Annotated in this window: 21 protein-coding genes; 9 read left to right on the top strand and 12 right to left on the bottom strand. The window is 63.9% G+C overall.

Going from position 1 to position 22,309, the window contains the following annotated elements:
• Positions 1-37 precede the first annotated feature (37 nt).
• The 3 genes from AC0L2K_RS00440 to AC0L2K_RS00450 all read right to left on the bottom strand — a co-directional run bounded on the left by AC0L2K_RS00440 (position 38) and on the right by AC0L2K_RS00450 (position 1,859).
• Entirely contained in the window at positions 38-976 is a 939-nt protein-coding gene (locus AC0L2K_RS00440; RefSeq protein ID WP_473530328.1) for an LLM class flavin-dependent oxidoreductase, read from the bottom strand.
• A 133-nt stretch (positions 977-1,109) separates the two neighbouring features.
• Entirely contained in the window at positions 1,110-1,265 is a 156-nt protein-coding gene (locus tag AC0L2K_RS00445; RefSeq protein ID WP_091592315.1) for a hypothetical protein, read from the bottom strand.
• 201 nt (positions 1,266-1,466) lie between these two features.
• Entirely contained in the window at positions 1,467-1,859 is a 393-nt protein-coding gene (locus AC0L2K_RS00450; RefSeq protein WP_023800517.1) for a hypothetical protein, read from the bottom strand.
• 287 nt (positions 1,860-2,146) lie between these two features.
• Here AC0L2K_RS00450 and AC0L2K_RS00455 point away from each other — a divergent pair, with 287 nt between their 5' ends.
• Positions 2,147-4,297, top strand: coding sequence for a DUF294 nucleotidyltransferase-like domain-containing protein (locus AC0L2K_RS00455; RefSeq protein ID WP_473530329.1), 2,151 nt, complete (start codon positions 2,147-2,149; stop codon positions 4,295-4,297).
• Between the two features lie 6 nt (positions 4,298-4,303).
• Here AC0L2K_RS00455 and AC0L2K_RS00460 read toward each other — a convergent pair whose 3' ends face one another.
• Positions 4,304-4,936 (bottom strand): hypothetical protein, encoded by a 633-nt coding sequence (locus AC0L2K_RS00460; protein ID WP_473530330.1) that lies wholly within the window; start codon positions 4,934-4,936, stop codon positions 4,304-4,306.
• Positions 4,937-5,229: 293 nt separating this feature from the next.
• Between AC0L2K_RS00460 and AC0L2K_RS00465 the strand changes: the two genes are divergently transcribed.
• From AC0L2K_RS00465 to AC0L2K_RS00480, 4 genes are all read left to right on the top strand, one after another.
• Positions 5,230-5,484: a DUF4212 domain-containing protein gene (locus AC0L2K_RS00465; protein WP_023800520.1), complete on the top strand. Its 255-nt coding sequence runs from the start codon at positions 5,230-5,232 to the stop codon at positions 5,482-5,484.
• A 14-nt stretch (positions 5,485-5,498) separates the two neighbouring features.
• The gene (locus AC0L2K_RS00470) at positions 5,499-7,364 is read left to right on the top strand and encodes a sodium:solute symporter family protein (protein WP_128168649.1); all 1,866 of its coding nucleotides are present in this window, start codon (positions 5,499-5,501) and stop codon (positions 7,362-7,364) included.
• A 107-nt stretch (positions 7,365-7,471) separates the two neighbouring features.
• Positions 7,472-7,780 (top strand): YggT family protein, encoded by a 309-nt coding sequence (locus AC0L2K_RS00475; RefSeq protein WP_473530331.1) that lies wholly within the window; start codon positions 7,472-7,474, stop codon positions 7,778-7,780.
• A gap of 4 nt (positions 7,781-7,784) precedes the next feature.
• Positions 7,785-8,105, top strand: coding sequence for a hypothetical protein (locus tag AC0L2K_RS00480; protein WP_023800523.1), 321 nt, complete (start codon positions 7,785-7,787; stop codon positions 8,103-8,105).
• 20 nt (positions 8,106-8,125) lie between these two features.
• Here the strand turns inward: AC0L2K_RS00480 and AC0L2K_RS00485 are convergent, their stop codons facing one another.
• The 8 genes from AC0L2K_RS00485 to AC0L2K_RS00520 form a co-directional block, all read right to left on the bottom strand.
• On the bottom strand, positions 8,126-9,070 hold the full coding sequence (locus AC0L2K_RS00485) for an ABC transporter permease (RefSeq protein WP_023800524.1): 945 nt from the start codon (positions 9,068-9,070) through the stop codon (positions 8,126-8,128).
• Positions 9,070-10,122, bottom strand: coding sequence for an ABC transporter permease (locus AC0L2K_RS00490; RefSeq protein WP_023800525.1), 1,053 nt, complete (start codon positions 10,120-10,122; stop codon positions 9,070-9,072). Before AC0L2K_RS00490 ends, AC0L2K_RS00485 begins: the two co-directional genes overlap by 1 nt.
• Entirely contained in the window at positions 10,122-11,633 is a 1,512-nt protein-coding gene (locus tag AC0L2K_RS00495; RefSeq protein ID WP_473530332.1) for an ABC transporter ATP-binding protein, read from the bottom strand. Before AC0L2K_RS00495 ends, AC0L2K_RS00490 begins: the two co-directional genes overlap by 1 nt.
• Before the next feature lie 191 nt (positions 11,634-11,824).
• On the bottom strand, positions 11,825-12,856 hold the full coding sequence (locus tag AC0L2K_RS00500; protein ID WP_128168651.1) for a BMP family protein: 1,032 nt from the start codon (positions 12,854-12,856) through the stop codon (positions 11,825-11,827).
• Between the two features lie 164 nt (positions 12,857-13,020).
• Positions 13,021-14,310, bottom strand: coding sequence for an NAD(P)/FAD-dependent oxidoreductase (locus AC0L2K_RS00505; RefSeq protein WP_128245861.1), 1,290 nt, complete (start codon positions 14,308-14,310; stop codon positions 13,021-13,023).
• On the bottom strand, positions 14,310-15,662 hold the full coding sequence (locus AC0L2K_RS00510; RefSeq protein WP_128173657.1) for a glutamine synthetase family protein: 1,353 nt from the start codon (positions 15,660-15,662) through the stop codon (positions 14,310-14,312). The genes AC0L2K_RS00505 and AC0L2K_RS00510 overlap by 1 nt, the downstream gene beginning before the upstream one ends.
• A 37-nt stretch (positions 15,663-15,699) precedes the next feature.
• On the bottom strand, positions 15,700-16,983 hold the full coding sequence (locus AC0L2K_RS00515) for a glycosyltransferase (protein ID WP_473530333.1): 1,284 nt from the start codon (positions 16,981-16,983) through the stop codon (positions 15,700-15,702).
• A gap of 17 nt (positions 16,984-17,000) precedes the next feature.
• A complete protein-coding gene (locus AC0L2K_RS00520; RefSeq protein ID WP_473530334.1) occupies positions 17,001-17,939 on the bottom strand; it encodes a GntR family transcriptional regulator in 939 nt (312 codons plus the stop codon).
• A 239-nt stretch (positions 17,940-18,178) separates the two neighbouring features.
• Here AC0L2K_RS00520 and AC0L2K_RS00525 point away from each other — a divergent pair, with 239 nt between their 5' ends.
• From AC0L2K_RS00525 to AC0L2K_RS00540, 4 genes are all read left to right on the top strand, one after another.
• Positions 18,179-19,243: a polyamine ABC transporter substrate-binding protein gene (locus AC0L2K_RS00525; RefSeq protein ID WP_473530335.1), complete on the top strand. Its 1,065-nt coding sequence runs from the start codon at positions 18,179-18,181 to the stop codon at positions 19,241-19,243.
• 365 nt (positions 19,244-19,608) lie between these two features.
• On the top strand, positions 19,609-20,451 hold the full coding sequence (locus AC0L2K_RS00530) for an ABC transporter permease (protein ID WP_036269997.1): 843 nt from the start codon (positions 19,609-19,611) through the stop codon (positions 20,449-20,451).
• Positions 20,444-21,238 (top strand): ABC transporter permease, encoded by a 795-nt coding sequence (locus AC0L2K_RS00535; RefSeq protein WP_128168656.1) that lies wholly within the window; start codon positions 20,444-20,446, stop codon positions 21,236-21,238. The genes AC0L2K_RS00530 and AC0L2K_RS00535 overlap by 8 nt, the downstream gene beginning before the upstream one ends.
• Positions 21,235-22,308: an ABC transporter ATP-binding protein gene (locus AC0L2K_RS00540; RefSeq protein ID WP_128173662.1), complete on the top strand. Its 1,074-nt coding sequence runs from the start codon at positions 21,235-21,237 to the stop codon at positions 22,306-22,308. The genes AC0L2K_RS00535 and AC0L2K_RS00540 overlap by 4 nt, the downstream gene beginning before the upstream one ends.
• Position 22,309: the final 1 nt, after the last annotated feature.

Here is a 22,309-nt window from a genome sequence, read left to right on the forward strand (position 1 = left end):
GCTTCGGGTTGGCGACCACAAAGCGCATTGCACGCGCTCAGCCGGCGCGTGCTTCGCGGATCACGCGAGGCGCAAACGCCCCGGGCGGTGGAGCCTCGCGGCGCGCCAGAGTGTTGCGCAGCAGCGCGATCGTTTCACGGCCAGCCATTGCGATCTCGCGTGGCCTGTCGACGCCGACGATCATGAATTCCTCGATTCCCAGGGCAGCATAAGGAAGCAGGGAAAGCGCGACTTGTGCCGGTGGTCCGACAAATTCGACCGCCTTCTGGCCGGAAGCGTTGCCCTCCGAACGGATCCGGACGGGGAGCGCGAAACGCAGCTTGCCGGCCCGACCGTGTTCGGCGGCGGCATTGCGCACCCGCTCCATCAACTGCCGGATCTCGTCGAGCGAACCCGGTGTCAGCTCGAAGACATCGGCATGCCGCCCGGCGACCCTGAGCGCCGTTCCGGACCGTCCGCCCATGCGGATGCTCACGCCGGCGCTACGCGGCCCCTTGCGCGGCACATAGCCGCCGCTGACGCTGTAGAAGGCGCCTTCATGATCGAACGGCCTGTCGTTCGACCACAACCGTTTCAGCAGCACCAGATATTCATCGACGCGCTGCCAGACGACCGTATGACCGACCGGACGCGTTTCCGCATCGTCGTCGTTCAGCGGCTCGCTGAGCATCCTGAGCGACAGCCGACCGCCGCTTTTCGCGTCGAGCGCCGCCAATTGCCGTGCCGCCACCGTCGGCTCGATCACACCAGCCCAATGCGTGAGAACGATCTCGAGCGAAGAAGTGCGGTCCAGCGCCCGGGCGGCAATATCCATATTGGTCAGCAGCCCGGCCGGATCGTCGACGACGATTTTCTGGAAACCGATGTCCTCGATCAGCGACAGCTTTGTCGCTGTTTCCGCGAAATCGTAGAAAAACGGCGCGGTTGGGTCGGCCGGGTGAGTTTTACCGGGAACATGCGTGAACTCGATCGGCATTGCCATCTCCTCCATCACGTTGGGGCAAGGGGCGCGATAAAGCGCACCGGGACTCGGTTCATTCAACTCCGATATCGCGAAACGGGAGACAGCTATCCCTTTAGTCAGGCCCGATGACTCGCGGGCTCCATAGTCAGGGAACAAAACCCAGAACGACCGCCCCGGTGAACACGAACGCAAGGGCAAAGACGAGATAGGCAAAGGCGCCCGCATAGGCCGGCCGCCAAGTCTGCTCGGAACCGAGCCTTTGGCCTTTGCGGGCAGTGTGGGCGTTCTGGAAATAGGACACATCGACCTCCGTCTCGGCAGTTAATCTATTAAATCAGTAGACTTTGTCGAGTGCTATTTTCCAGCGATCCTTAGAATGTTTTTCTCCAACCTGAGGACAATTTGGTTTGTTTGCTGCTTAGCGCGGCACTTTCCGAGGTCGATCGGCCCGATGGCAAAACGCCCGGTCGTGCGGGCGGGCAGGGATGGGCGGAGCGGCCGCCTAGTTGGCGGGCGGCCTGTAAGCTTCCAGGCCGAACAGCATCAGCACGAGCGACACCAGGAAGAACCCGACCGCGACGCCGAGCGCGATCCGGGCGTAGAGTCTATAAACGTCGCCCATGATGGTGCCGAACACCCGTCGTGCCGAGGCATCGGCTGGGCGCGATTTCTCATCGAGGTAGAGCCAGACTTCGGTGTGCTTGGGATTTTTGAAGGCTGCGGTCGTGGCTTTCCACATCAGCGCCAGAACCATGGTCAGCGTGAGGAACGCGCCGGAGCGAAATGCAGACACCGGGTTGAAGGAGAATCCGACCATGACACAGCCAATGGCAAGCGAGCCGAACATGACGGCGCGCCCGATGCACCCCACAGCAACCCGCCTGATCTCATCCATCGGCGCCCTCGGCAGCAAGCTCGCCGACAATGTGCGAGCGCTGCGACCGTATCAAATCACTTTAAGGCGAATGTGCCGCCAGGACGGGTATACCTCTGGGGATTCAGCATGGGCGTGCAGGCAGCGCAACTTTGCGAACCCAACAGCCTGAAATACGGCCATCGACGCGGCCGGCCGGCGCGCTCTATGTTGCATGGCAAGCCGGATCGAACCTTTCCGCACCGACAGGCGCTGCCTCGGACAGGCATTGTCTGGGCAAGACATCCGGCAGAGGAAGGCTATCGGCTATGCCGAAGGAGACGGAATTGAAGCCGCCGAGCGGCGCGACACCGCTGATAGCAATTGCGGCTGCCGCCGTCGACACTGAAACAACCGGGCCCGACGCCACCAAGGCGCGCGTGGTCCAGATTGGCGCGATCGGCATCGCGCATGGCAAGGTCGTCCGGGAAACTCAGCTCGATCTCCTCATCGATCCCGGTGAAGCAATCCCGTCCGAGGCTTCGCTCGTCCACGGCATCACCGATGCCGATGTTGACGGAGCCGGCAGCTTCCCGGATGCATGGGCACAATTCCAGGAGTTCGTCGGCGACCGCATCCTCGTCGGCCATTCGATCGGCTTCGACCTGGCGGTATTGGAGCGCGAATGCCGACGCGCCCGATTGCCCTGGAAAAAGCCTCGGGCGCTGTGCGTCCGGCTTCTTGCAACCATAGCAAATCCCAATCTGGCAGACCATTCGCTGGAAACGATCGCCGGATGGCTTCGCCTGAAGATAACCGGCCGGCATTCGGCTCTGGGCGATGCGATTGCGGCCGGAGACATCTTTGCCGCGTTGATTCCGGAGTTGCGCAAACGCAACATCCGAACACTTGGAGAGGCCGAGGTTGCCTGCCTTGCCCTTTCGGACGCTCTCGAAGCCGGCCATCGCGCCGGCTGGGCCGAGCCGGTGTCGCGACCCCAGGCTCCCGCGTTTCAGCCGGTTGATCCCTATGCCTATCGCCATCGCGTCGGCAGCCTCATGAGCAGCCCACCAATTGTGGTGAAGTCGACCAAACCGACAAGGCAGGTCATCGACCTCATGGTCAAGCGCAAGATCAGCTCGGTCCTCGTGTCCGAGCGTGGAACGCCGGATCAAGCGATCGAGGCGTATGGCATCGTTACCGAGCGTGACCTGCTGCGCCGCATGTCGTCCGACGCCGAGCGGGCTTTTGACATGCCGGTCGCAAGCCTCGCAACGCGACCGTTGGTAAGCATCCGCGCCGCCGCCTTCGCTTATCGGGCGATCGGCCGCATGGATCGGCTGAAAGTCCGCCACCTCGCCGTCCGCGACGACGGCGGCATGCTGGTCGGCGTGCTTTCGTCGCGTGACCTTTTGAGGCTCCGCGCCGCCGCTGCCATCGATCTCGACGACACGATCGAACATGCCAGGGATGGCGCCGAACTGGCGGCCAGCTGGTCGATGCTGCCGGGCGTGGTGCGTTCGCTCATCGGCGAAGCGATCGACCCGCGCGTGGTGGCGGAAATCATCAGCGACGAACTTTGCTCGCTTACCCGCCGCGCCGCCGTGCTTGCCGAACAGCAGATGCAGATCGAAGGTCACGGCCCGCCGCCCTGCGCCTATGCCGTGCTCGTGCTCGGCTCAGGCGGCCGTGGCGAAAGCCTGATGGCCCCCGACCAGGACAACGCAATCGTCTTCGCAGATGGCGAGCCGGATGGGCCCGAAGACCGCTGGTTCAAGAAACTCGGCGCCAGGCTCGCCGACATGCTCGACATCTCAGGCGTGCCGTATTGCAAAGGCGGGGTAATGGCCTCGAATGCCGCATTCCGCGGTAGCCTCTCCACCTGGAAGCGGCGCGTCGAGGATTGGGTTCGCCGCCTGCGGCCTCAGGACCTGCTCAACGTCGATATCGTCTACGACCTGCGACCGGTGCATGGCGACACGACGCTGGCCGCGCAGTTCGTCGAATATGCCTATGACCGTGCCCACGCCGAGCCGGTGTTCGCGAAGCTGCTCGGCGAGCAGATGACGACCGGCAGTCCCTTCACTGTCTTTGGCGGCTTTCAGCTTGAAAATGGCCGGCTGGACATCAAGAAGCATGGCCTTTTTCCAATCGTCGCGACCGCACGCACGCTTGCAATTCGCCACGGCATCCGCGAGCGGAGCACCCGTGCCCGGCTCGAGCAACTGATCGCCCTGAATATTGGCGGCGAGCCCGACATGAAGGCGATGCTGGCCGGCCACGCCATGCTGGTCGGCTTGCTGCTCGCTCAGCAGACGCGTGACATCTACGCCGGTATACCGGTATCCAACCGCGTCGAGATCAATGCGCTGGCGCGCGATCAGCAGGCACAGCTCAAGAGCCTCATCAAGCGCTTTCAGTCGGCACCCGACCTGGTGCGGGACCTGATGTTCGCATCGCCGGCGACGCTCGGACAGTAAACAAACTCAGCTGCGCGCGGCGCCAAGCAGTTGGTCGACGAGAGCGCTGCGGTCGGCCTGCACCAGGAAATCCTCATGCGCGCGCAGCAGATTCATTCTCAGGAAATTGAAGATATAGTCGTAATCGTTGGTCAGCAGATTGGGGTGGATCGGGACCATCTCGAAAACCGTTCGCGCCAGCGGCTCGGGGATCTCGCGCACCGGGCGCGGCGGGCCGATCTGGGTGGCGGCGAGGCGCTGACGTGTGAGTTCGGCGGCGTCCTCCCAGAAAGTGGCGGGCGAGCCCGCCGGAACGGCATATTTGGAGAAGCTTGCCAGGGCGACTTTTTCCAGCGCCGCTGGCAGGCCTCGCTGGCGCAAGCCGGCGGGTTCGCGCAGCGCACCCTCCACCATTTCCGCCACCATCGCGTAACACGCAGGATAGGCGCGCCAGCGCGAATGGTTGAGCGCCGCCTGGAACTCCTTCTCGCTGAACAGCTTCTGCCAGTATACCCCTGCCCTGACGCGGCAGAACTCGACGATGCTTTTCTGCGCCAGGAAGGCGGCGCGCGAATCCATGAAGTCAGCCAGTTCGCCGACGCGGCCGATCGGCTGCGGCTTGCGCAGGAACGCGGGCAACAGGTCGTTCAGCAGGCCCATGGCGCTCTCCCTTCGGTTCCAACCGTTGACCGTTTAGCCTCCGCGATGCCGCACCGCCAGCCTCTTGCCGATTCAAGTCCTCTCACCGATTCTCCAGTCCTTTCACCGATTCTAAAGTCGTATGAACAGCCGCGACAAAAAGTGATACTCCTCCACAGTTACGGTCGGCTGATTCTATGCTTGGCCGCGACATATGCCGGAGGGCTTCCGCGTCAGCGGAAGAGGCAAGCTTTAAACGGCGCCTTGCGGTCGAGACGGTTCGCAAGCTGCCAACCTAGGGAGGGTTCAACGCTATGGCGACGCCAGACCGCATAAGTTATTGGAACAAGACCAAGAGCCTCATGTTCGTCATGCTCGGCCTATGGGTGTTCTTCGGTTACGTCATCCACATGTTCGTGGAGCAACTCAACACCATCGTCATTTTTGGCTTTCCGCTCGGCTTCTACATGGCCGCTCAGGGTTCGCTCATCGCCTTCGTCGTCATGCTGTTCTGGTTCGCACGGCGCCAGAACGCGATCGACGAAGAGCATGGCGTCCATGAAGATTGATCGGGGGAACTTCAATGGCTAACACGACATCCACCACCGCAGGCGGAGGCGACTTCACCTCCAATCTCGGCCGCATCTACGGCATCTACACCGGCGGCTTCATAGCCTTCATCATCCTGATGGCTGTCTTGAGCGCCATGGGCGTCGAGAATGTTGTCATCGGCTACCTGTTCATGGGCTTCACCATCGTCATCTACGCGGTGATCGGCGTCCTGAGCCGCACCATGCACGTTGGTGAATATTACGTCGCCGGGCGTCGCGTACCGGCGCTCTACAACGGCATGGCGACCGGCGCCGACTGGATGTCGGCGGCCTCCTTCATCGGCATGGCTGGCTCGCTCTATCTGCTCGGCTATGATGGTCTCGGCTTCGTGCTCGGCTGGACCGGCGGCTACGTGCTCGTGGCCATCCTCGTTGCGCCCTATCTGCGCAAGTTCGGCGCTTACACCGTTCCCGACTTCCTGTCGGCGCGCTACGGCGGCAATCTTGCCCGCTTCATCGGCGTGATCGTTCTGTTCTCCTGTTCATTTACCTATGTGGTCGCGCAGATTTTCGGCACCGGGCTGATCTCGGCCCGCTTCCTTGGCATCGACTTCAACGTCGCGGTCTATGTCGGACTGGCCGGCATCCTGGTGTGCTCCATGTTGGGCGGCATGCGCGCCGTCACCTGGACGCAGGTCGCCCAGTACATCGTGCTGATCATCGCCTATCTCATCCCTGTCATCTGGATGTCGACGGTGAAAACCGGCGTGCCGATCCCACAATTGATGCAAGGCCAGGCGCTGGCGAACATCACCGCGCTTGAGACGGCGCAGGGCATCACGTTGCATCACATCACCCCATTTGCGCATGGCGGCTATGATGCCAAGAACTACTTTCTGCTCATCCTCTGCCTGATGGTCGGAACGGCGTCATTGCCGCACGTCCTGATGCGCTACTTCACCACCCCGTCGGTGCGTGAAGCGCGTGTCTCGGTCGCCTGGTCGCTGCTGTTCATCTTCATCCTCTACTTCACCGCGCCGGCCTATGCGGCGTTCGCCAAGTGGACGATGCTCGACCTGGTGGCGTCGGGCCTTACGCCCGAAAACATCGCCGAGAAAGCCGGATGGATGATGCGCTGGGCCGCTGCCGACAATACGCTCGTGCAGATCTGCGGCAAGGCGGCGACAGACACCGCGGCGATCGTCGCGGCCTGCGCCGAAAAGGGCGTGACGGCACTTTCGTTTGCCGACATCAACCTCAACGCCGACATGATCGTGCTGGCGACGCCGGAAATGGCCGGCATGCCTTACGTCATCTCGGGCCTCGTCGCCGCCGGCGGTCTTGCCGCCGCGCTGTCGACGGCGGACGGCCTGCTGCTGGCCATCGCCAACGCACTCAGCCACGACATCTACTACAAGATGATCGACCAGAATGCGCCCACGTCGCGGCGCCTGATCGTGTCCCGCATCCTGCTGGTTATGGTCGCCGTGCTGGCCGCCTACGTCGCGTCGACCAAGCCGTCCGACATCCTGTCGATGGTGTCGTGGGCGTTCTCGCTTGCGGCAGGCGGGCTGTTCCCGGCGCTGGTGCTCGGCGTCTGGTGGAAGCGGGCGAACTCGGCCGGTGCGGTCGCCGGCATGATCGCGGGCTTCGGCATCACCATCTTCTACCTTGTCATGACCCAGTACGGCGCCGACTTCGACAAGGCGACGCCGAATATGGAACTGTGGTGGGGCGTGAAGAACATTTCGTCGGCGGCCTTCGGTCTGCCGGTGGGCTTCGCCGTTATGATCATCGTCAGCCTTCTCACCAGGGCGCCGTCCCGGGATATGCAGGATTTCATCGAGGAAATCCGTGTGCCGCGTGGCAAGCAGATGATGGAAGAAAAGACTGCCTGATCGCGCATAGCGATCGGCGCTCAAGGCGGGGTCCGGTGACGGACCCCGCTTTCATTTTGGAGGCGTCGCTGGCATAACGCGGCGCGCCGCTGCTTGGAAACTCCCACGTGAACGATTTCTGGTCCTATTGGTATTTCCACATCCCGAACTTCATCCTTGCCGCGGTGATATACACGCTGATCGGGCGTCTCGTGCTCGGCCTCTTCGTGCCCGAAAGCTGGGACAACTACATCTGGCGCTTCTTCAAGACTGTCACGGACCCGTTCCTGCGGGTCGTGCGGGGCATTACGCCGTCGATCCTGACCCAGCCGGTGGTGATCGTCTTCAGCGTGCTCTGGCTTATGGCCTTGCGCGTGTTCTACCTCGTCTTTCTGATCAATTTCGGCATTGCGCCGATGGCTTCGCAGGGGGGTTGAGGCAATGGACAAAAACGCTCTTGTCCCGGTCATGGCGGTCGCCATCGTCAACGGCATCTTTTCGCCGTGGGTGCTGATGGTGTTCCTGTTCTATCCGATCTGGTATCCGGGCTGGGCGCCTCCCCTGAGCCAGATCGTCTACATGGCAAGTGCGCTGATCCTGTCGACGATGACCATCATGCTCGCCGGCGTGCCGGCCGCGCTCTATGAGCGCTGGTCGGCGCGCCCCAGGAGCATCGTCGTCGCGTCGATCTGGCTTGCCGGCACGGTTTTGCTGACGCTGCCGGCGCTGCCGAATGTGATGCGGGCGCTAAGCAGTGGCTGAGAATTCCCATCCCCGGCCTGTCAGCGTTCTTCGCGGCGGAACGGCTTGAGCAGCGCCGAAGGCGCGACGGCGTTGCGTGACATCACCGCCATGGCGACGATGGTGAAGATGAAGGGCAGCATCAGGAACGCCTCATAGGGGATATGGCCGAGCCCGCTCGCCTGCATGCGCAGTTGCAGGGCATCGACGAAGGCGAACAGCAGGGCGGCCCCTGCCGAACGCCAGGGATCCCAGCGGCCGAAGACGACGAGCGCGATCGCCACCCAGCCACGCCCGGAGACGAGGCCGAAGGTGAAGGCGTTGAACTGCACCATCGACAGGAAAGCCCCGGCCAGCCCCATCAGGGCACCGCCAAGGATCACCGCCTGGAAGCGCGTGGCGATGACGCCGACGCCGGCCGAATCGGCGGCGCGCGGATTTTCGCCGACCATGCGCACCGACAGGCCCCACGGCGTCCGATAGAGCACGAAGGCGGCAAGGGGAACGGCTGCCATCGCCATGTAGACCAGCGAAAACTGGTTGAACACCGCTGGTCCGAGCACCGGGATGTCGGAGAGAACAGGGATCGGCAGCGTTTCGAAACTCTTGATGCTGGGCGGCACCGATTGCTGGCCGAAGATCAGCCGGTAAAGGAAATAGGCGAGGCCCGACGAGAACAGCGTCACGCCGATGCCGCAGACATGCTGGCTGAGGCCGAGAGCCACCGTGAACAGCGCATGCACGGCACCCATCAGCGCACCGGTCAGCACCGCCGCAAGCACGCCGAGCCACAGGCTGCCGCTGAGGCTGGTCGCGGTGAAGCCGGTCATCGCCGACAACAGCATGATGCCTTCGATGCCGAGATTGAGCACGCCGGCCCGCTCCGAAAACATCTCGCCCAGCGTCGCGAAAGCCAAAGGCGTGGCGATGCGGATGATCGCGGCGAGGAAGCCGACCTGAAAAATCTGTTCGAGCACGACGCTCATCATGCGGCTCCGACGCGGCGGATGCGATAGGCCGTGAACAGCAGCGCCACCAGCATGGCGAGCAGCGCGGTGCCCTGGATGACGTCGCTGAGGAAGGCCGGAACGCCGGTGGCCCGCGACATCGCCTCGGCGCCGGTCATGACGGCGGCGAGGAACAGCGCCGCCGGCATCACGCCAAGCGGGTTGAGCCTCGCCAGCATGGCGACGACGATGCCGGAATAGCCATAGCCCGGCGAGATGTCGCTCATCACCTGGAAGTGGACGCCGCCGACTTCGCTGACGCCGGCAAGGCCGGCGAGCGCCCCGGACAGCAGCGCCGTCGAGATCAGCACCCGCTCGACATGGATGCCGCCATAGCGCGCGGCCTCGGGATTTTCGCCGATCACCCTGATCCTGAAGCCGAGCGTCGTGCGCGCAATCAGGAACCAGATGACCGGTGCGGCCACGAAAGCCGCCACGACGCCGAGATGCAGCCGCGTGCCTTCGAGCAGCACCGGGAAATTCGCTGAATCCTCGATCGGCGGCGAGATCGGGTAGCCGCTGAAGCTGTCTTTCCAAGGGCCTTCAATCAGTGCCATCAACGCGTAGAAGATGACCGAGTTGAGCAGCAGTGAACTAACGACATCATCGACTTTGAATTTCACCCGCAGCGTCGCCGGGATCAGGGCGACCGCAGCACCTGCGGCGGCGCCGGCGAGCGCCATCAGCAGCATGGCGAGCGGCCCCGGCATCGGAATGGCGCCGACGGCACAGCTCGCCACCGCACCGGCAAGCAACTGCCCCTCGGCGCCGATATTCCAGAATTTGGCGCGGAAGGCGACCGCCACGGCAAGCCCGGTGAAGATCATCGGTGTTGCACGCACGAGCGTTTCGGTGATCGCGTAGCTGTCGCCCAGCGACGCCGCGAACATCACGCCATAGGCCTCGATCACCCCGGCGCCGGCCAGCGCGATGAGGCCGCTGCACAGCACCAATGTCGCGCCGATGGCCAGCAACGGCAGAGCCAGGTTGAACCAGGCGGGCGTTGAGGTGCGGGCTTCGAGGCGGAACATCAACCATGGCCCTCCGCCCCGGTCATCATCAGGCCGAGCCGCGCGATGGTGGCGTCGGCGCTGGCCAGCGTGCCGGCAATGCGCCCCTCATACATCACCGCGATGCGGTCGCAGAGCATCAGCAGCTCTTCGAGGTCTTCGCCGATGACGACGATGCCGCAGCCCCTGGCACGCATGTCGAGGAACTTTTCGTGGATGAAGCGCGCCGCACCAATGTCGAGGCCGCGCGTCGGCTGCGACACGATCAGCACCTTGGGGTCGAAGGCGAGCTCACGCGCCAGCAGCGCCTTTTGCAGATTGCCGCCGGACAGCGCTCCGGCCCGCGTCATCGGCCCGGGGCAGCGTATGTCATACGCCTTGATCTGCGCCTCGGCGAAGGCGCGGATCGCATCCGGCCTGAGCAGTCCGTTGCGGCTGAACGCCGCCGTGCCGATACGCGGCAGCACCATCGAATCGGCAAGCGGCAGGTTGGTGACCAGTCCCGTCGTCATCCGGTCTTCCGGGATGCGCCCGAGACCGAGCGCCTGCACCTCCCGCGGCGAGAACCGCGAGACAGCTTTGCCGGTTATCGTCATCCGGCCGGCATCGGGCGCGCGAACGCCGGAGATCACCTCGGCAAGCGCCCGCTGGCCGTTGCCCGAGACACCGGCAATGCCGAGGATCTCGCCGGCGCGCACCAAAAGCGAGACATCGCGCAGCGCCATGCCGGAATGGCGCGACGTCGAGATGCCGTCCAGGGTCAGCACCGCGGCACCCGGTGTCGACGGTCCCCTGGCCGGCGGAACGATCTCGTGGCCGCACATCAGCCGCGCCATCTCCGAGGATGTCGTGCTGGCAGGTGCGTCGACGCGCCCGGTCACGCGGCCATGCCGCAGCACGACGCAGCGATGGGTCAACGCCCTGACCTCGTTGAGCTTGTGCGAGATGAAGATGATGCCGAGACCCTGGGCAGCCATCGACCGCAGCGCCGAAAACAGCCCGTCGACCTCTGTCGGCGCCAGCACCGCCGTCGGCTCGTCGAGGATCAGCAGCCTTGCACCGCGAAACAGCGCCTTGACGATTTCGAGCCGCTGCTGCTCGCCGATCGACAGCGCCGAGACGGGAAGGTCCGGATCGAGCGTGAGGCCATGCTGGCGGCCGATCTCCGCCAGTCGCGCCAGCCCGCCGGCGCGGTCGATCCGGCCCGATTTGCCGGGAATGCCTATCAGCAGGTTTTCCAGCACCGAAAGCCGCGGCGCCAGATGAAAATGCTGGTGCACCATGCCGATGCCGGCGGCGAGCGCATCGGCCGAGTTGTTGATCGTCACCGGCCGGCCCTGAACCAGGATCTCGCCGGCGTCGGGGGCATAGGCGCCGAACAGCACGTTCATCAGCGTCGTCTTGCCGGCGCCGTTTTCACCCAGCAGCCCGAGAATTTCGCCGGGTGCGACGCTAAGATCGACGGCCTCGTTCGCCATGACGGCGCCGAAGCTCTTGGAGATGCCGCGCATTTCGATGAGAGGGGCGGGCAAAGGCGAGGGTGCTCCTGGTGGGAGATGGCGCTGATATCCCTCCCCCTCGAGGGGAGGGTGGCCCGAAGGGCCGGGTGGGGTCCGCTGTGACGCGCTCCATCCTTATCGGTCTAAAGCTCGAGGCAGCTGAGGTGACCCCACCCGCCTCGCTTCGCTCGGCACCCTCCCCTCAAGGGGGAGGGCTGCGCCGCTCAATCCGAAACCGGCGTGTTCTCGTCGACGACGACACGGAAATTGCCGTCGAGGATTTCGGCCTTCTTCTTCTCGACCAGCTCCTTGACGTCGGCGGGCAGCGTCTTGTCGAATTTGTGGTAGGGCGCCAGAAAGGAGCCGCCCTTGGCCATGCGCGAGAAATCGCCATAGTCCTGCGCGGTGAAGACGCCGGCCTTGACCAGTTTGATCGCATGCTCGACCGTCGGATACATGTCCCAGACCGGGCCGGTGATCACCGTGTCCGGGCCGAGGTTGGACTGGTCGGACATGTTGGAGATGGCGAGGATCTTCCTCTCGACTGCCGCTTCGATGACGCCGAAACGTTCGGCATAGATCACGTCGACGCCGGCGTCGATCTGGGCGATAGCCGCTTCCTTGGCCTTTGGCGGGTCGAAGAAAGAGCCGATGAATGCGACCTTCCTCTTGATGTCAGGATTGACCTCGCGGGCGCCGGCGAAGAAGGCATTGACCAGCCGGTTCACTTCCGGAATGCCCATCGCCGCAACGGCGCCGATCGTGCCTGATTTCGACATCTTTCCGGCGATCAGGCCGGAGAGATAGGCGGGCTCGTGGATCCAATTGTCGAAGACAGCGAAATTCGGCTCGGCCGGCCCGGCGCCGGAGCCGAACAGGAAGGCGACCTTCGGAAACTGCTTGGCGGTGCGGCGGGATTCGCGTTCGGCAGCGAACGCATCGCCCAGCACTAGCTCATAGCCGCCTTGCGCATATTCGCGCATCACACGGCTGAAATCGGCCGTCTGCACCTTCTCCGACCATTTGTATTCGATGCCGAGTTCCTTCTCGGCCCTCTGCAGGGCGACATGGATCTGGTGGACCCATGGCTCCTCGGTCGGCGTGGCGAAGATCGCCGCCACCTTCAGCTTCTTGTCCTGCGCCAAGACCTGGCCCGGCAGCATGGTTGCCGCCAGGCCGAGCGCGCCGAGTTCCAGCAAATCGCGTCGCGAAAGCCCTCCGCGTTTCGATTGGATTTTGCTCTTCCCGTTTTCCATTGCATGCCCCTCTGATTGGCGCCGTGTCGAGCCGGCTGTTTCTTTGGATATCAGGCGAGGGAACTATGGAACGGCATCCGACCTTTGTCCACATGGTCAAATTTGTCGGGAAGCTGCAGCCGGCTGCCCTCCTCGCAAGACCACGGCGGCAGTGGATTGCTTGCTCAATGCTTGATGCGATCGCGCATGGCGTACCAGAGCATGCCGAGCACATAGAGCGGGCCGCGCAGGGCGGTACCGCCGGGAAACGGCATTGGCTTCAGCGTCGAGAACAGATCGAGCCGCGACGCATCGCCGGTGATCGCCTCGGCAAGCAGCTTTCCCGACAGCGTCGACAGGATCACGCCCTTGCCGGAATAGCCATGCGCAAAATAGACTTCGCCATAGTGGCCGACATCCGGCAGGCGCGACGTCGTCACCGAGACCAGCCCGCCCCAGGCATGATCGATGCGGCGGCCGCGCAATTGCGGAAAGGTCTTTTCCATATGCGGCCGCACGAAGCCGGCAATGTCGGCGGGCGGCGACGGCGTGTAGCGCTCGCCACCGCCGAACAGCAGGCGGCCGTCCGCCGACAGCCGGTAGTAGTTGACGACGAAGCGTGTGTCGGAAACGGCGGCGTTGCTTGGGATGACGTCGCTGGTGTCGTCCAGCGGCTCGGTGGCGATGATGTAATTGCCGACCGGCATGATGCGGCTGTTGACGCGCGGTTCGAGCCCCTGAAGCAGGGCGTCGCCGGCCAACACAACATGTCTGGCCCGGACCGAGCCCTTGGCCGTGGAAACCCGGATGGAAGGTTTCCGCTCCAGCCGCAGCGCTACCGAATTCTCGTGGATGGTGACGCCTGCCGCTGCCGTGGCGCGGGCAAGACCCAGCGTGTAGTTCAGCGGATGCATATGGCCGCCGAGCTTCTCGTACATGGCGCCGTGATAGGGTGTGTTCACCATTTCACGCGCCTGCGCCGCCGACAGCATCTCGACGTCATGAAAGTTCATCACGCTGGCAAGGCACTCGGCCTCTTCCTCGAGGTCGCGCAGGTCGGAGCCGTTGACCGCACCGGCCAGATGGCCGGTGAGCCGGAGGTCGCAATCGATGGCATGGCGCTCGATCAGGTCGAGCACCAGCCCGCGCGCCTCGAGGGCGAGAGCGAAAAGCGCCCGCGCCCGTTCGGGCCCATAAAATTTGACCAGGCCCTTGGCGCCCTTGCGCAGGCCGGGGATGATCTGGCCGCCATTGCGCCCCGACGCCCCCCAGCCGATCTTGCCGCCTTCGAGGAGAACCACCTTCAGCCCGCGCTCGGCCGCATGAAGGGCTGCGGACAGTCCGGTGCAGCCGCCGCCGACCACCACCAGATCGACGTCGACGTCGCCCTGCAGCGCCGGATGATCATGCGCCGGATTGGCGGTCGCGACATAGTAGGATTTGCCGATGTCCAGTCCGGAATTGAAGCCCATCATCAGACCTTGAGCAGCAGGTGGTCGCGTTCCCAACTGGTGACGACGCTCTGGAACAGGTCGAGCTCGACGCTTTTGACGCGCAAATAGGTCTGGACGAAATCCTCGCCGAGCAAGTCCCGAACCGGACTGCAGGCGGCGAAACGGTCGAGCGCCTCCTCCATGGTTTTCGGCAGCGTGCTCTTGCTGCGATAGGCGTTGCCCGATGCCTCGGGCGAACGCGAGAGCTTTTCCTCGACGCCGAGATAGCCGCAGAGCAGCGAGCCGGCCATCGCCAGATAGGGGTTGGCATCGGCGCCGGGCAGACGGTTTTCCACCCGCCGTGCGGCCCGCCCGCCGGCCGGCACGCGCAGGCCGCAGGAGCGATTGTCATGCGACCACTCGATGTTGGCGGGGGCGCTGTGGTTCGGCCGGATGCGGCGGAACGAATTCACGTTCGGCGCAAACAGCGGCATCACCTCCGGAATGTATTTCTGCAGGCCGCCGATGAAATGCCCGAACATCTCGGTGTCGGCATCGTCACGCCCGGCGAACAGCGTATTCCCGGCCTCGTCGATGACCGACATGTGGAGATGCATGGAGCTGCCGGCTTGTGCGGCGATCGGCTTGGCCATGAAGGTCGCATGCATGCCATTATCCTGCGCGGCCCGGCGCGTCATCCGCTTGAACAGCAGCACCTTGTCGGCCAGCGGCAGCGCGTCGCCATGCAGGAAATTGATCTCCAACTGCGCCGTGCCTGACTCGTGGATCAGCGTATCGAGCGGCAGCCCGGCCTTTGCGGCATAGTCGTAGAGCCGCTGGATCACCGGCTCGAATTCCTCCAGCGCCGCCATGTCATAGGGGTGCTGCACGGTTTCGGAGCGGCCATTGCGCCCGACCGGCGCGATCAACGGCCGATCGGGATCGGGATTGGGCGCGGTCAGGTAGAATTCGAGCTCCGGCGCCACCACTGCCCGCCAGCCGCGCTGGTGATAGAGATCGAGCACGGCCCTCAACACATGACGTGGCGAGGCCATCCACGGCCGGTCGTCCATGTGAAACGCATCGGTGAAGACATAGGCCTTTTCAGCTCCAGCGCCGGGCGCAAGGCAGAGCGTCGCGACATCCGGCACCATCCGCATGTCGGGATCCTGATAGGCGAAGCCCTCGTCGTTGGAACCGGAATAGCGGCCGTCTATGCAGACCAGGAAGGCGCTGCTCGGCAGGTAGAGCGCGCGGTCTTCGAGCGACTTCAGGAACTTGGCCGTTGGCAACGCCTTGCCGCGCAAGACGCCGTTTACGTCCGGCACCAGGCACTCGACTTCCCTGATCCCCTGCTGCTCCAGCCATCGCTTCGGATCGTCCGTCGGGGTCATTTGCGGTGCATCCGTTGTCGTGGTGTTGAGCATCAGGTCACGTCCTTGCGAGGGCGAGAATGGCTTCGGCGGCGGCGTCAGTTCCCGGCGCCCGCGCCATGGTGGCCGCATTCTCCTTGAGGCGAAAGCGCATCTCGCCGTCGGCCATTAGGCCAAGGATAGCCTGTTCCAGTTCGTCGTCGCTCCAGCCATCGCGGCTGAGGTAGCGGCCGCCGCCGGTTTCCTCGGCGCGTTGCGCATTGTCGTGCCCGTCCCAGCAATAGGGCATGATCAGCGACGGCACGCCGAAACGCAGCGCTTCGCAAAAGCTGTTGTTGCCGCCGTGATGGATGAAGAGATCGGACTTGGCGACAACCGACGGTTGCGGAAACCAGGCGTCGAGATAGACATTGTCCGGAACCGCGCGATAGCTGTCGCGCAGACCGCCGACATTGACGATGAAGCGGGCCGGAAGCCGGTCGAACACGGCGAGCATGCGCTCGATCAGCCCGACATCCATCGCGCCCAGGCTGCCGAAGCTGAGATAGACCAGCGGCCCGTCATTGCGTGGAAAGACCGGCACGTCGAACGGCCCTTCCGAACGGACGCAGCCTTCGAGATAGACGAAGCGGGCCGGGTCGAGCGGCTCGGCGCGCTGCCTGCGCACGATGGTTGGGGTCAGCAGCAGATTGAGATCGGGCGAAGCTTCGAGAAAAAGCCCCTCCGGCAAGGGCGCAAGGCCGGCGTCGGTCCGAAGCCGGTTGAACCGGTCATGTGCCGGAGCGACGGCTGCCAGGTAGCGCGCCTCGAAGGCCGCGCGACCGGGGTCGTCGGCGGCGAGACCGGACAGATAGGGCGGTACATCGGCGTCGGGCAGCTCGGTCTCGGCGCAGGAGACGACGCGCACCCATGGGCAACCGGCGGCAGCAAGTGCTGGAAACATGACGACGTTGTCGAGCACCACGGCGTCCGGCTTCAACCGGGTCAGCAATTTGCGCAGCGGCGCCTCGGCATTGACCGCGGTATCGACGATCGCTTGCCAGGTCGGGGCGACGTAGGTTTCGAGCTGGTCGATCGGGCTCAGCCTGAAATGCGGCAGATGCCGGCGCACGAAGGCCTGCCAATAGCTCTGGCGTTCGCTGTCGGTCAGCGGATCGTCGGTCGGCAACTGGTATTCCTGAAACCCGTAGTCGGCGAACACGCCGGAAAAGCCGGCGTGACAGATAAACACCGGCCGCGCACCCCTTGCGCGCAAGGCCTGCGCGATGCCGACGCAATTGAGCGCGGCACCGAAGCTCGCTTCGGGAAACAACGCGATAGTCGGGCTGGTTTTGCGCGTCACTGTTCTCGTGGTCCTCGTCAATCCGGCCGGCTGATCATGCCGAACAACGCGGGGGCGCCGCGACTGGCCGCCTGCGGTCGCTGGCTGCGGGACAATCGCAGATGGACGCGAAGCAGATCGGCTGCAACCTCATACTGCCGGCTTTCCAGTTGGTCGAGTATGGTCAGGTGCTCGCGCAGCGATTGCTTCAGCCGGAAGACGTTGACGCCGGCATAGGTCCCCGGCAGCCGGCGCAGCCTGAGATGGTCCGACAGCGCGTCGGCGACGAACCGGTTGCTGGAGCCGCCGGCGATTAGGCCGTGAAAGTCGATGTCCAGCCGCTGGAACTCTCTGATATCGAATGTGGCGTCGTGCAGCGCCAGCAGCGCCTCCATGCCCTGGCGCAACGCTGCCGCGCGGGTCCCGTCCAGCCGAAAGCCAGGCGCCAGAATGGCGGCGGGTTCCAGCATCAGGCGGAACTCATAGCTTTCCCCTTGTGCCTCCGGATCGTCTGGCGCTCGCCTGAACAGCCAGGACTGTCCCGGTGCGCGATCCAGAAGATTTTCGTCTGTCAGTTTCTTTAGCGCTTTTAGTACTGTCCTTCGTTCGGCACTGTAGCGCCGCATCAACGCGCCGATGGTCACAGTCTGATCCAACCGACGTGCCGACCGATCGCGCAGGATCATCTCCGCGAGTTCGTCCTCCTCGGCGCTTGGCAGGTCAGTGGCAAGCGTCGCCTGCTTGGTGAGGTCAACGGCCAGGCGATAGCCGGATTCGGCTTCCCATCGCACGACGCCTTTTTCGGTGAGCAGGCGCAGCGCGGCCCGCACCGGAGTCCGCGAGACGTTGCAGAGCGAGGCGATCTGCTGTTCCGGGAGATGGGCGCCGGCCTCGAAGCCGCGCTGCCGGGCTACATCGAGAATGCGCTGCGCGAGATCAAGATGATTGGTGCGCGGGCGTTTGGCAACGGCTTGCATGGCGTTTCTCGTGAACGGGCTCGACCGCTGCGGTTTTACCAATTGCCCTTGCGGGCGCGATCGGCTGGATTTCGCCGCGATTTTCCAAATTATGGATTGACGTACTTTTTTCCGCAATAGTACTGTGGGTTCAATCGGCAATAAAAAGACCGGGGAACAGGATCGAAGCGGCGGCATGGTCGCAAGCGCTGGTCCGACGATTGATTGAATTCGACGATCAACCAGAATGGGAGTCTGTCATGACCGCCACCACCCTGCGGCACCGTTCGTTAAAAACTTCCGCGGTCGCGCTTGGCCTCGCTATGGCGCTGTCGGCGCCGGCGGCCGCCGCCGACCTCGTCATTTCCAACTGGGACGGCTACATGGCGCCGGACGTCATGGCCGCCTTCAAAGCAGCGACCGGCGTTTCCGGCGAGGTCGTCGTTCACGCCACCAATGAGGAGATCATGGGCAAGCTCGTTGCTTCGGGCGGCAAGGGCTATGACGTGGTCTTCGTTTCCTCGTCGTTCGCAGAAGTGCTGAACAATCTCGGCCTGATCGAGACGATCGACCACGCCAAGATCCCCAATCTCGCCAATCTCTATCCTGAGGCGGCCAAGCTGCCGCACGATGTCGGCAACAATTTTTCCGTGCCTTACACCTGGGGCACCACCGGCCTCTGCTACCGCTCGGATCTGGTGAAGACCGAGCCGGCCAGCTGGAACGATCTTCTCGCCCCGTCCGAGGCGCTCAAGGGCAAGACCACGATGCTGGCGACCGACCGCTGGCTGCTTGCCGCCGGGCAGCTCGCCAAGGGCTATTCGGTCAACGAAACCGATCCGGCCAAGCTCGCCGAGGTCAAGGACCTGCTGATCTCGGCCAAGAAGACCTTGCTCGCCTATGACGACACCACCTTCTATTCGAAGCTGGTTTCGGGCGAGGCGCTGATGGTGCAGGCATGGGATGGCTGGTGCAACTATGGCATCGCCGAGAATCCGCAGATTAAATACACCATACCCAAGGAAGGCTCGGACCTGTGGGTCGATACGATGGTGGTGATGAAGGCATCGGCCAACAAGGACGCCGCCTTCCAGTTCATCAACTTCATGCTGGACGCCAAGAACCACGCCTGGGCGGCTCAGAACATCGATTACAAGGTGCCGAACAAGCCGGCTATGGAAAGCCTGCCGGCGGATTTCCTCGCCAAATTCCCAAATATGAACATGCCTGTGGCCGAACTAGTCAAGTTCGAGCAGTTGCGCGACGTCGGCGACGCCCAGCGCGACTATTCGAAGATCGTCAGCGAGATCAAGGCGGCGCAGTAGTTTCGGCATCTGGAATCAGGCTTGCGTTCCTTCACGCCCCCCTCTGGCCTGCCGGCCATCTCCCCCTCAAGGGGGGAGATCGGCTGGATTGCAGCCGCTCGCCAATCTCCGGCGCAGCACCCCCTCATCCGGCCGCTTCGCGGCCACCTTCTCCCCGCTGGGGAGAAGAGGCTGACGCCAAGGTCGGCGACCTCCTCTCCCCTCGGAGAGAGGTCGGATTGCCCCGAATTGCCCTTCGCAATTCGGTTGGCAATCCGGGTGAGGGGGCGCTTGTCCAAACACAATTTCGATGCCTTTGAGATGGCCTCAAGGCCAGAGGAGGGTGCGACATGAGATCGTTCGCACCTTCTCGCTCCTCCTTGCTGATGGCGCCGGCGCTGGCCTGGCTCACCGCCTTGATGGTGGTGCCATGCGCGCTGGTGCTGGCGCTCGCCTTCTTCCGGCGCGGCATTTATGGCGGCATCGAATACAGCTTCACGCTGGAGAATTTCGGGCTGGTGCTCGACCCGCTCTATGCCGGCATCTTCCTCAATTCGGCGCGCATCGCCGGCACGGCAACGCTGATCGCGGTGGTGATCGGCTATGCCGCCGCCTATGCGATCGCGGCAGCACCGCGCCGGTGGCAGCCGGTGTTCCTGTTCTTCGCCGTCTTGCCTTTCTGGTCCAATTATCTGATCCGCACCTATGCATGGATCGTGCTGCTCAACCGCGAAGGCCTGATCACCCAGCTCTTGCGCTGGTTCGGCTATACCGGCGAGCCGCCGTCGATGCTCTATACCGAAGGCGCCGTCATCGCCGGTCTGGTCTACAATTACCTGCCTTTCGTCATCCTCGCCTGCTACGCGCCGCTGTCTCGGCTCAATCCGGAGCTGGCCGAGGCCTCGCGCGATCTCGGCGCTTCGGCCATGACCACATTTCGCCGGGTTATACTGCCGCTGACGGTGCCGGGCATCGCCGCCGGGGCGGTTTTCGTCTTCGTGCTGTCGATCGGCAATTTCGTCACGCCGGCACTGCTCGGCGGCGGCCGCTTCCAGATGATCGGCAATCTTGTCTACGACCAGTTCCTGACCGCCAATGACTGGCCGTTCGGCGCAGCGCTGGCGATGGCGCTGATCGCCATCATGCTTTTGGTGCTGACGGCGCAGGCCCTGGCTGCCGATCGCGCCGCGGGCCGTATCGCCGAAGCGAAAGGAGGCGCCGATGACTGAGCGCTCGCCCGCCACACGGCGTACGCTCTGGCTCGTGCTGACGCTCGTCTTCGCCTTCCTCTACATTCCGATCGCCGTACTGGTGGCGCTGTCGTTCAACCAAGGCGGGCTGCCGACCGTCTGGTCGGGCTTTTCGCTGAAATGGTATGCCTCGCTCGCCGGAAACGCCGCGATCCTTTCCGCCGCCCTCAACACGCTGATCGTGGCGCTGGTCTCGACAGCCATCGCCACGCTGCTCGGCACCTTGCTGGCCATCGGCGTCGAAATGCGCCGGCAGTACGGAAGCGGCCTCGAGGCGCTGATCTTTGCGCCGATGATCATTCCCGACATCGTGCTGGCGGTGGCGCTGCTCAGCTTCTTTTCTATGCTCGATTTCACGCTCGGCCTGCACACCATCATCCTCGCCCATGTCGTCTTCAACCTCGCCTTCGTCTGCTCGGTGGTGCGCGCGCGGCTAAAAAGCTTCGACTGGTCGATCGTCGAGGCCTCCGCCGATCTCGGCGCTTCCGCGCTCACCACCTTCAGGCGGGTGACATTGCCGGTCATCCTGCCTGCGGTCGTCGCCGGCGCGCTGCTCGCCTTCACCCTTTCGGTCGACGAGTTCATCATCGCCTTCTTCACCGCCGGCGCCGGCCGCGCCTCGACTACGCTGCCGATGCAGATCTATTCGATGATCCGCTTCGGCATCACGCCGGAGATCAATGCATTGGCGACCATCGTCATGGCGGTCTCAATCACCGCGCTAACCCTGTCGCAGCGGCTCAACCGCGGAGTCATCGGCCAATGAGCGAGCCCCGCACGCTGCTGGCGATCGACAAGGTGTCGAAGAACTTCGGCCGGGTGACGGCCGTCGACGGCATCTCGCTCGATATCCGCGAGAACGAGTTCTTCGCCTTGCTCGGACCTTCCGGCTGCGGCAAGACCACGCTGCTGCGCATGCTGGCCGGTTTCGAGACGCCCAATGAGGGGCGCATCCTGCTCGACGGCCGCGACATCGCCAAAACCCCGCCCAACAGGCGGCCGGTCAACCTGATGTTCCAGTCCTACGCGCTGTTTCCGCATATGAGCGTCCGGGCCAATGTTTCCTACGGCCTTGAAATGGAGCGCTTGCCGGCAAACGAAATCTGCTCCCGCGTCGACGCCATCCTGGCGACGACCGAGCTTGTCGCCTTCGCCGACCGCAAGCCGGAGCAATTGTCGGGCGGCCAGAAGCAGCGCGTCGCGCTTGCCCGGGCGCTGGTCAAGCGGCCGCGGCTGCTGCTGCTCGACGAGCCGCTCGGTGCGCTCGACAAGAAATTGCGCGGCGCCATGCAACTGGAGCTGAAGCGGCTGCAGCACGAAGTCGGCATCACCTTCGTCATCGTCACCCATGACCAGGAGGAATCGCTCGTTATGGCCGACCGCATGGCGGTGCTGAGGGACGGCAAGCTGCTGCAATGCGACACGCCGCATGCGGTCTACGAACATCCGGCCGACCGTTTCGTCGCCGACTTCATTGGCGTCATGAATTTCGTGCCGGGCAAAGCCGCCAACGATGGCGTGCTGGCAGCCAATGGTGCGCGGATATCAGGCATGGTTCCCGAAATACTTTCGCCCGGCGCTGCGGCGGTCGCTTCGGTGCGGCCAGAGCGCATCCGGCTGTTCCCGCCGCCAGAGACGGCCAACCGTGTTGCCGGCATCGTCGAGGCGCTCGCCTATCACGGGCTCGACCTGCAGCTGCATGTCCGCACCGCTCTGTCACAAAAACCGTTCCTGGTGCGCGTCACCGCCGACGCCGCCGACCGCCGACCGGTCGCGTCGGGCGATGCGGTCGAGCTCGGCTGGGATGCCGCCGACGTCAGAATTTTCGCAGATTGAT

It is taken from the genome of Mesorhizobium sp. WSM4817, assembly GCF_055811135.1.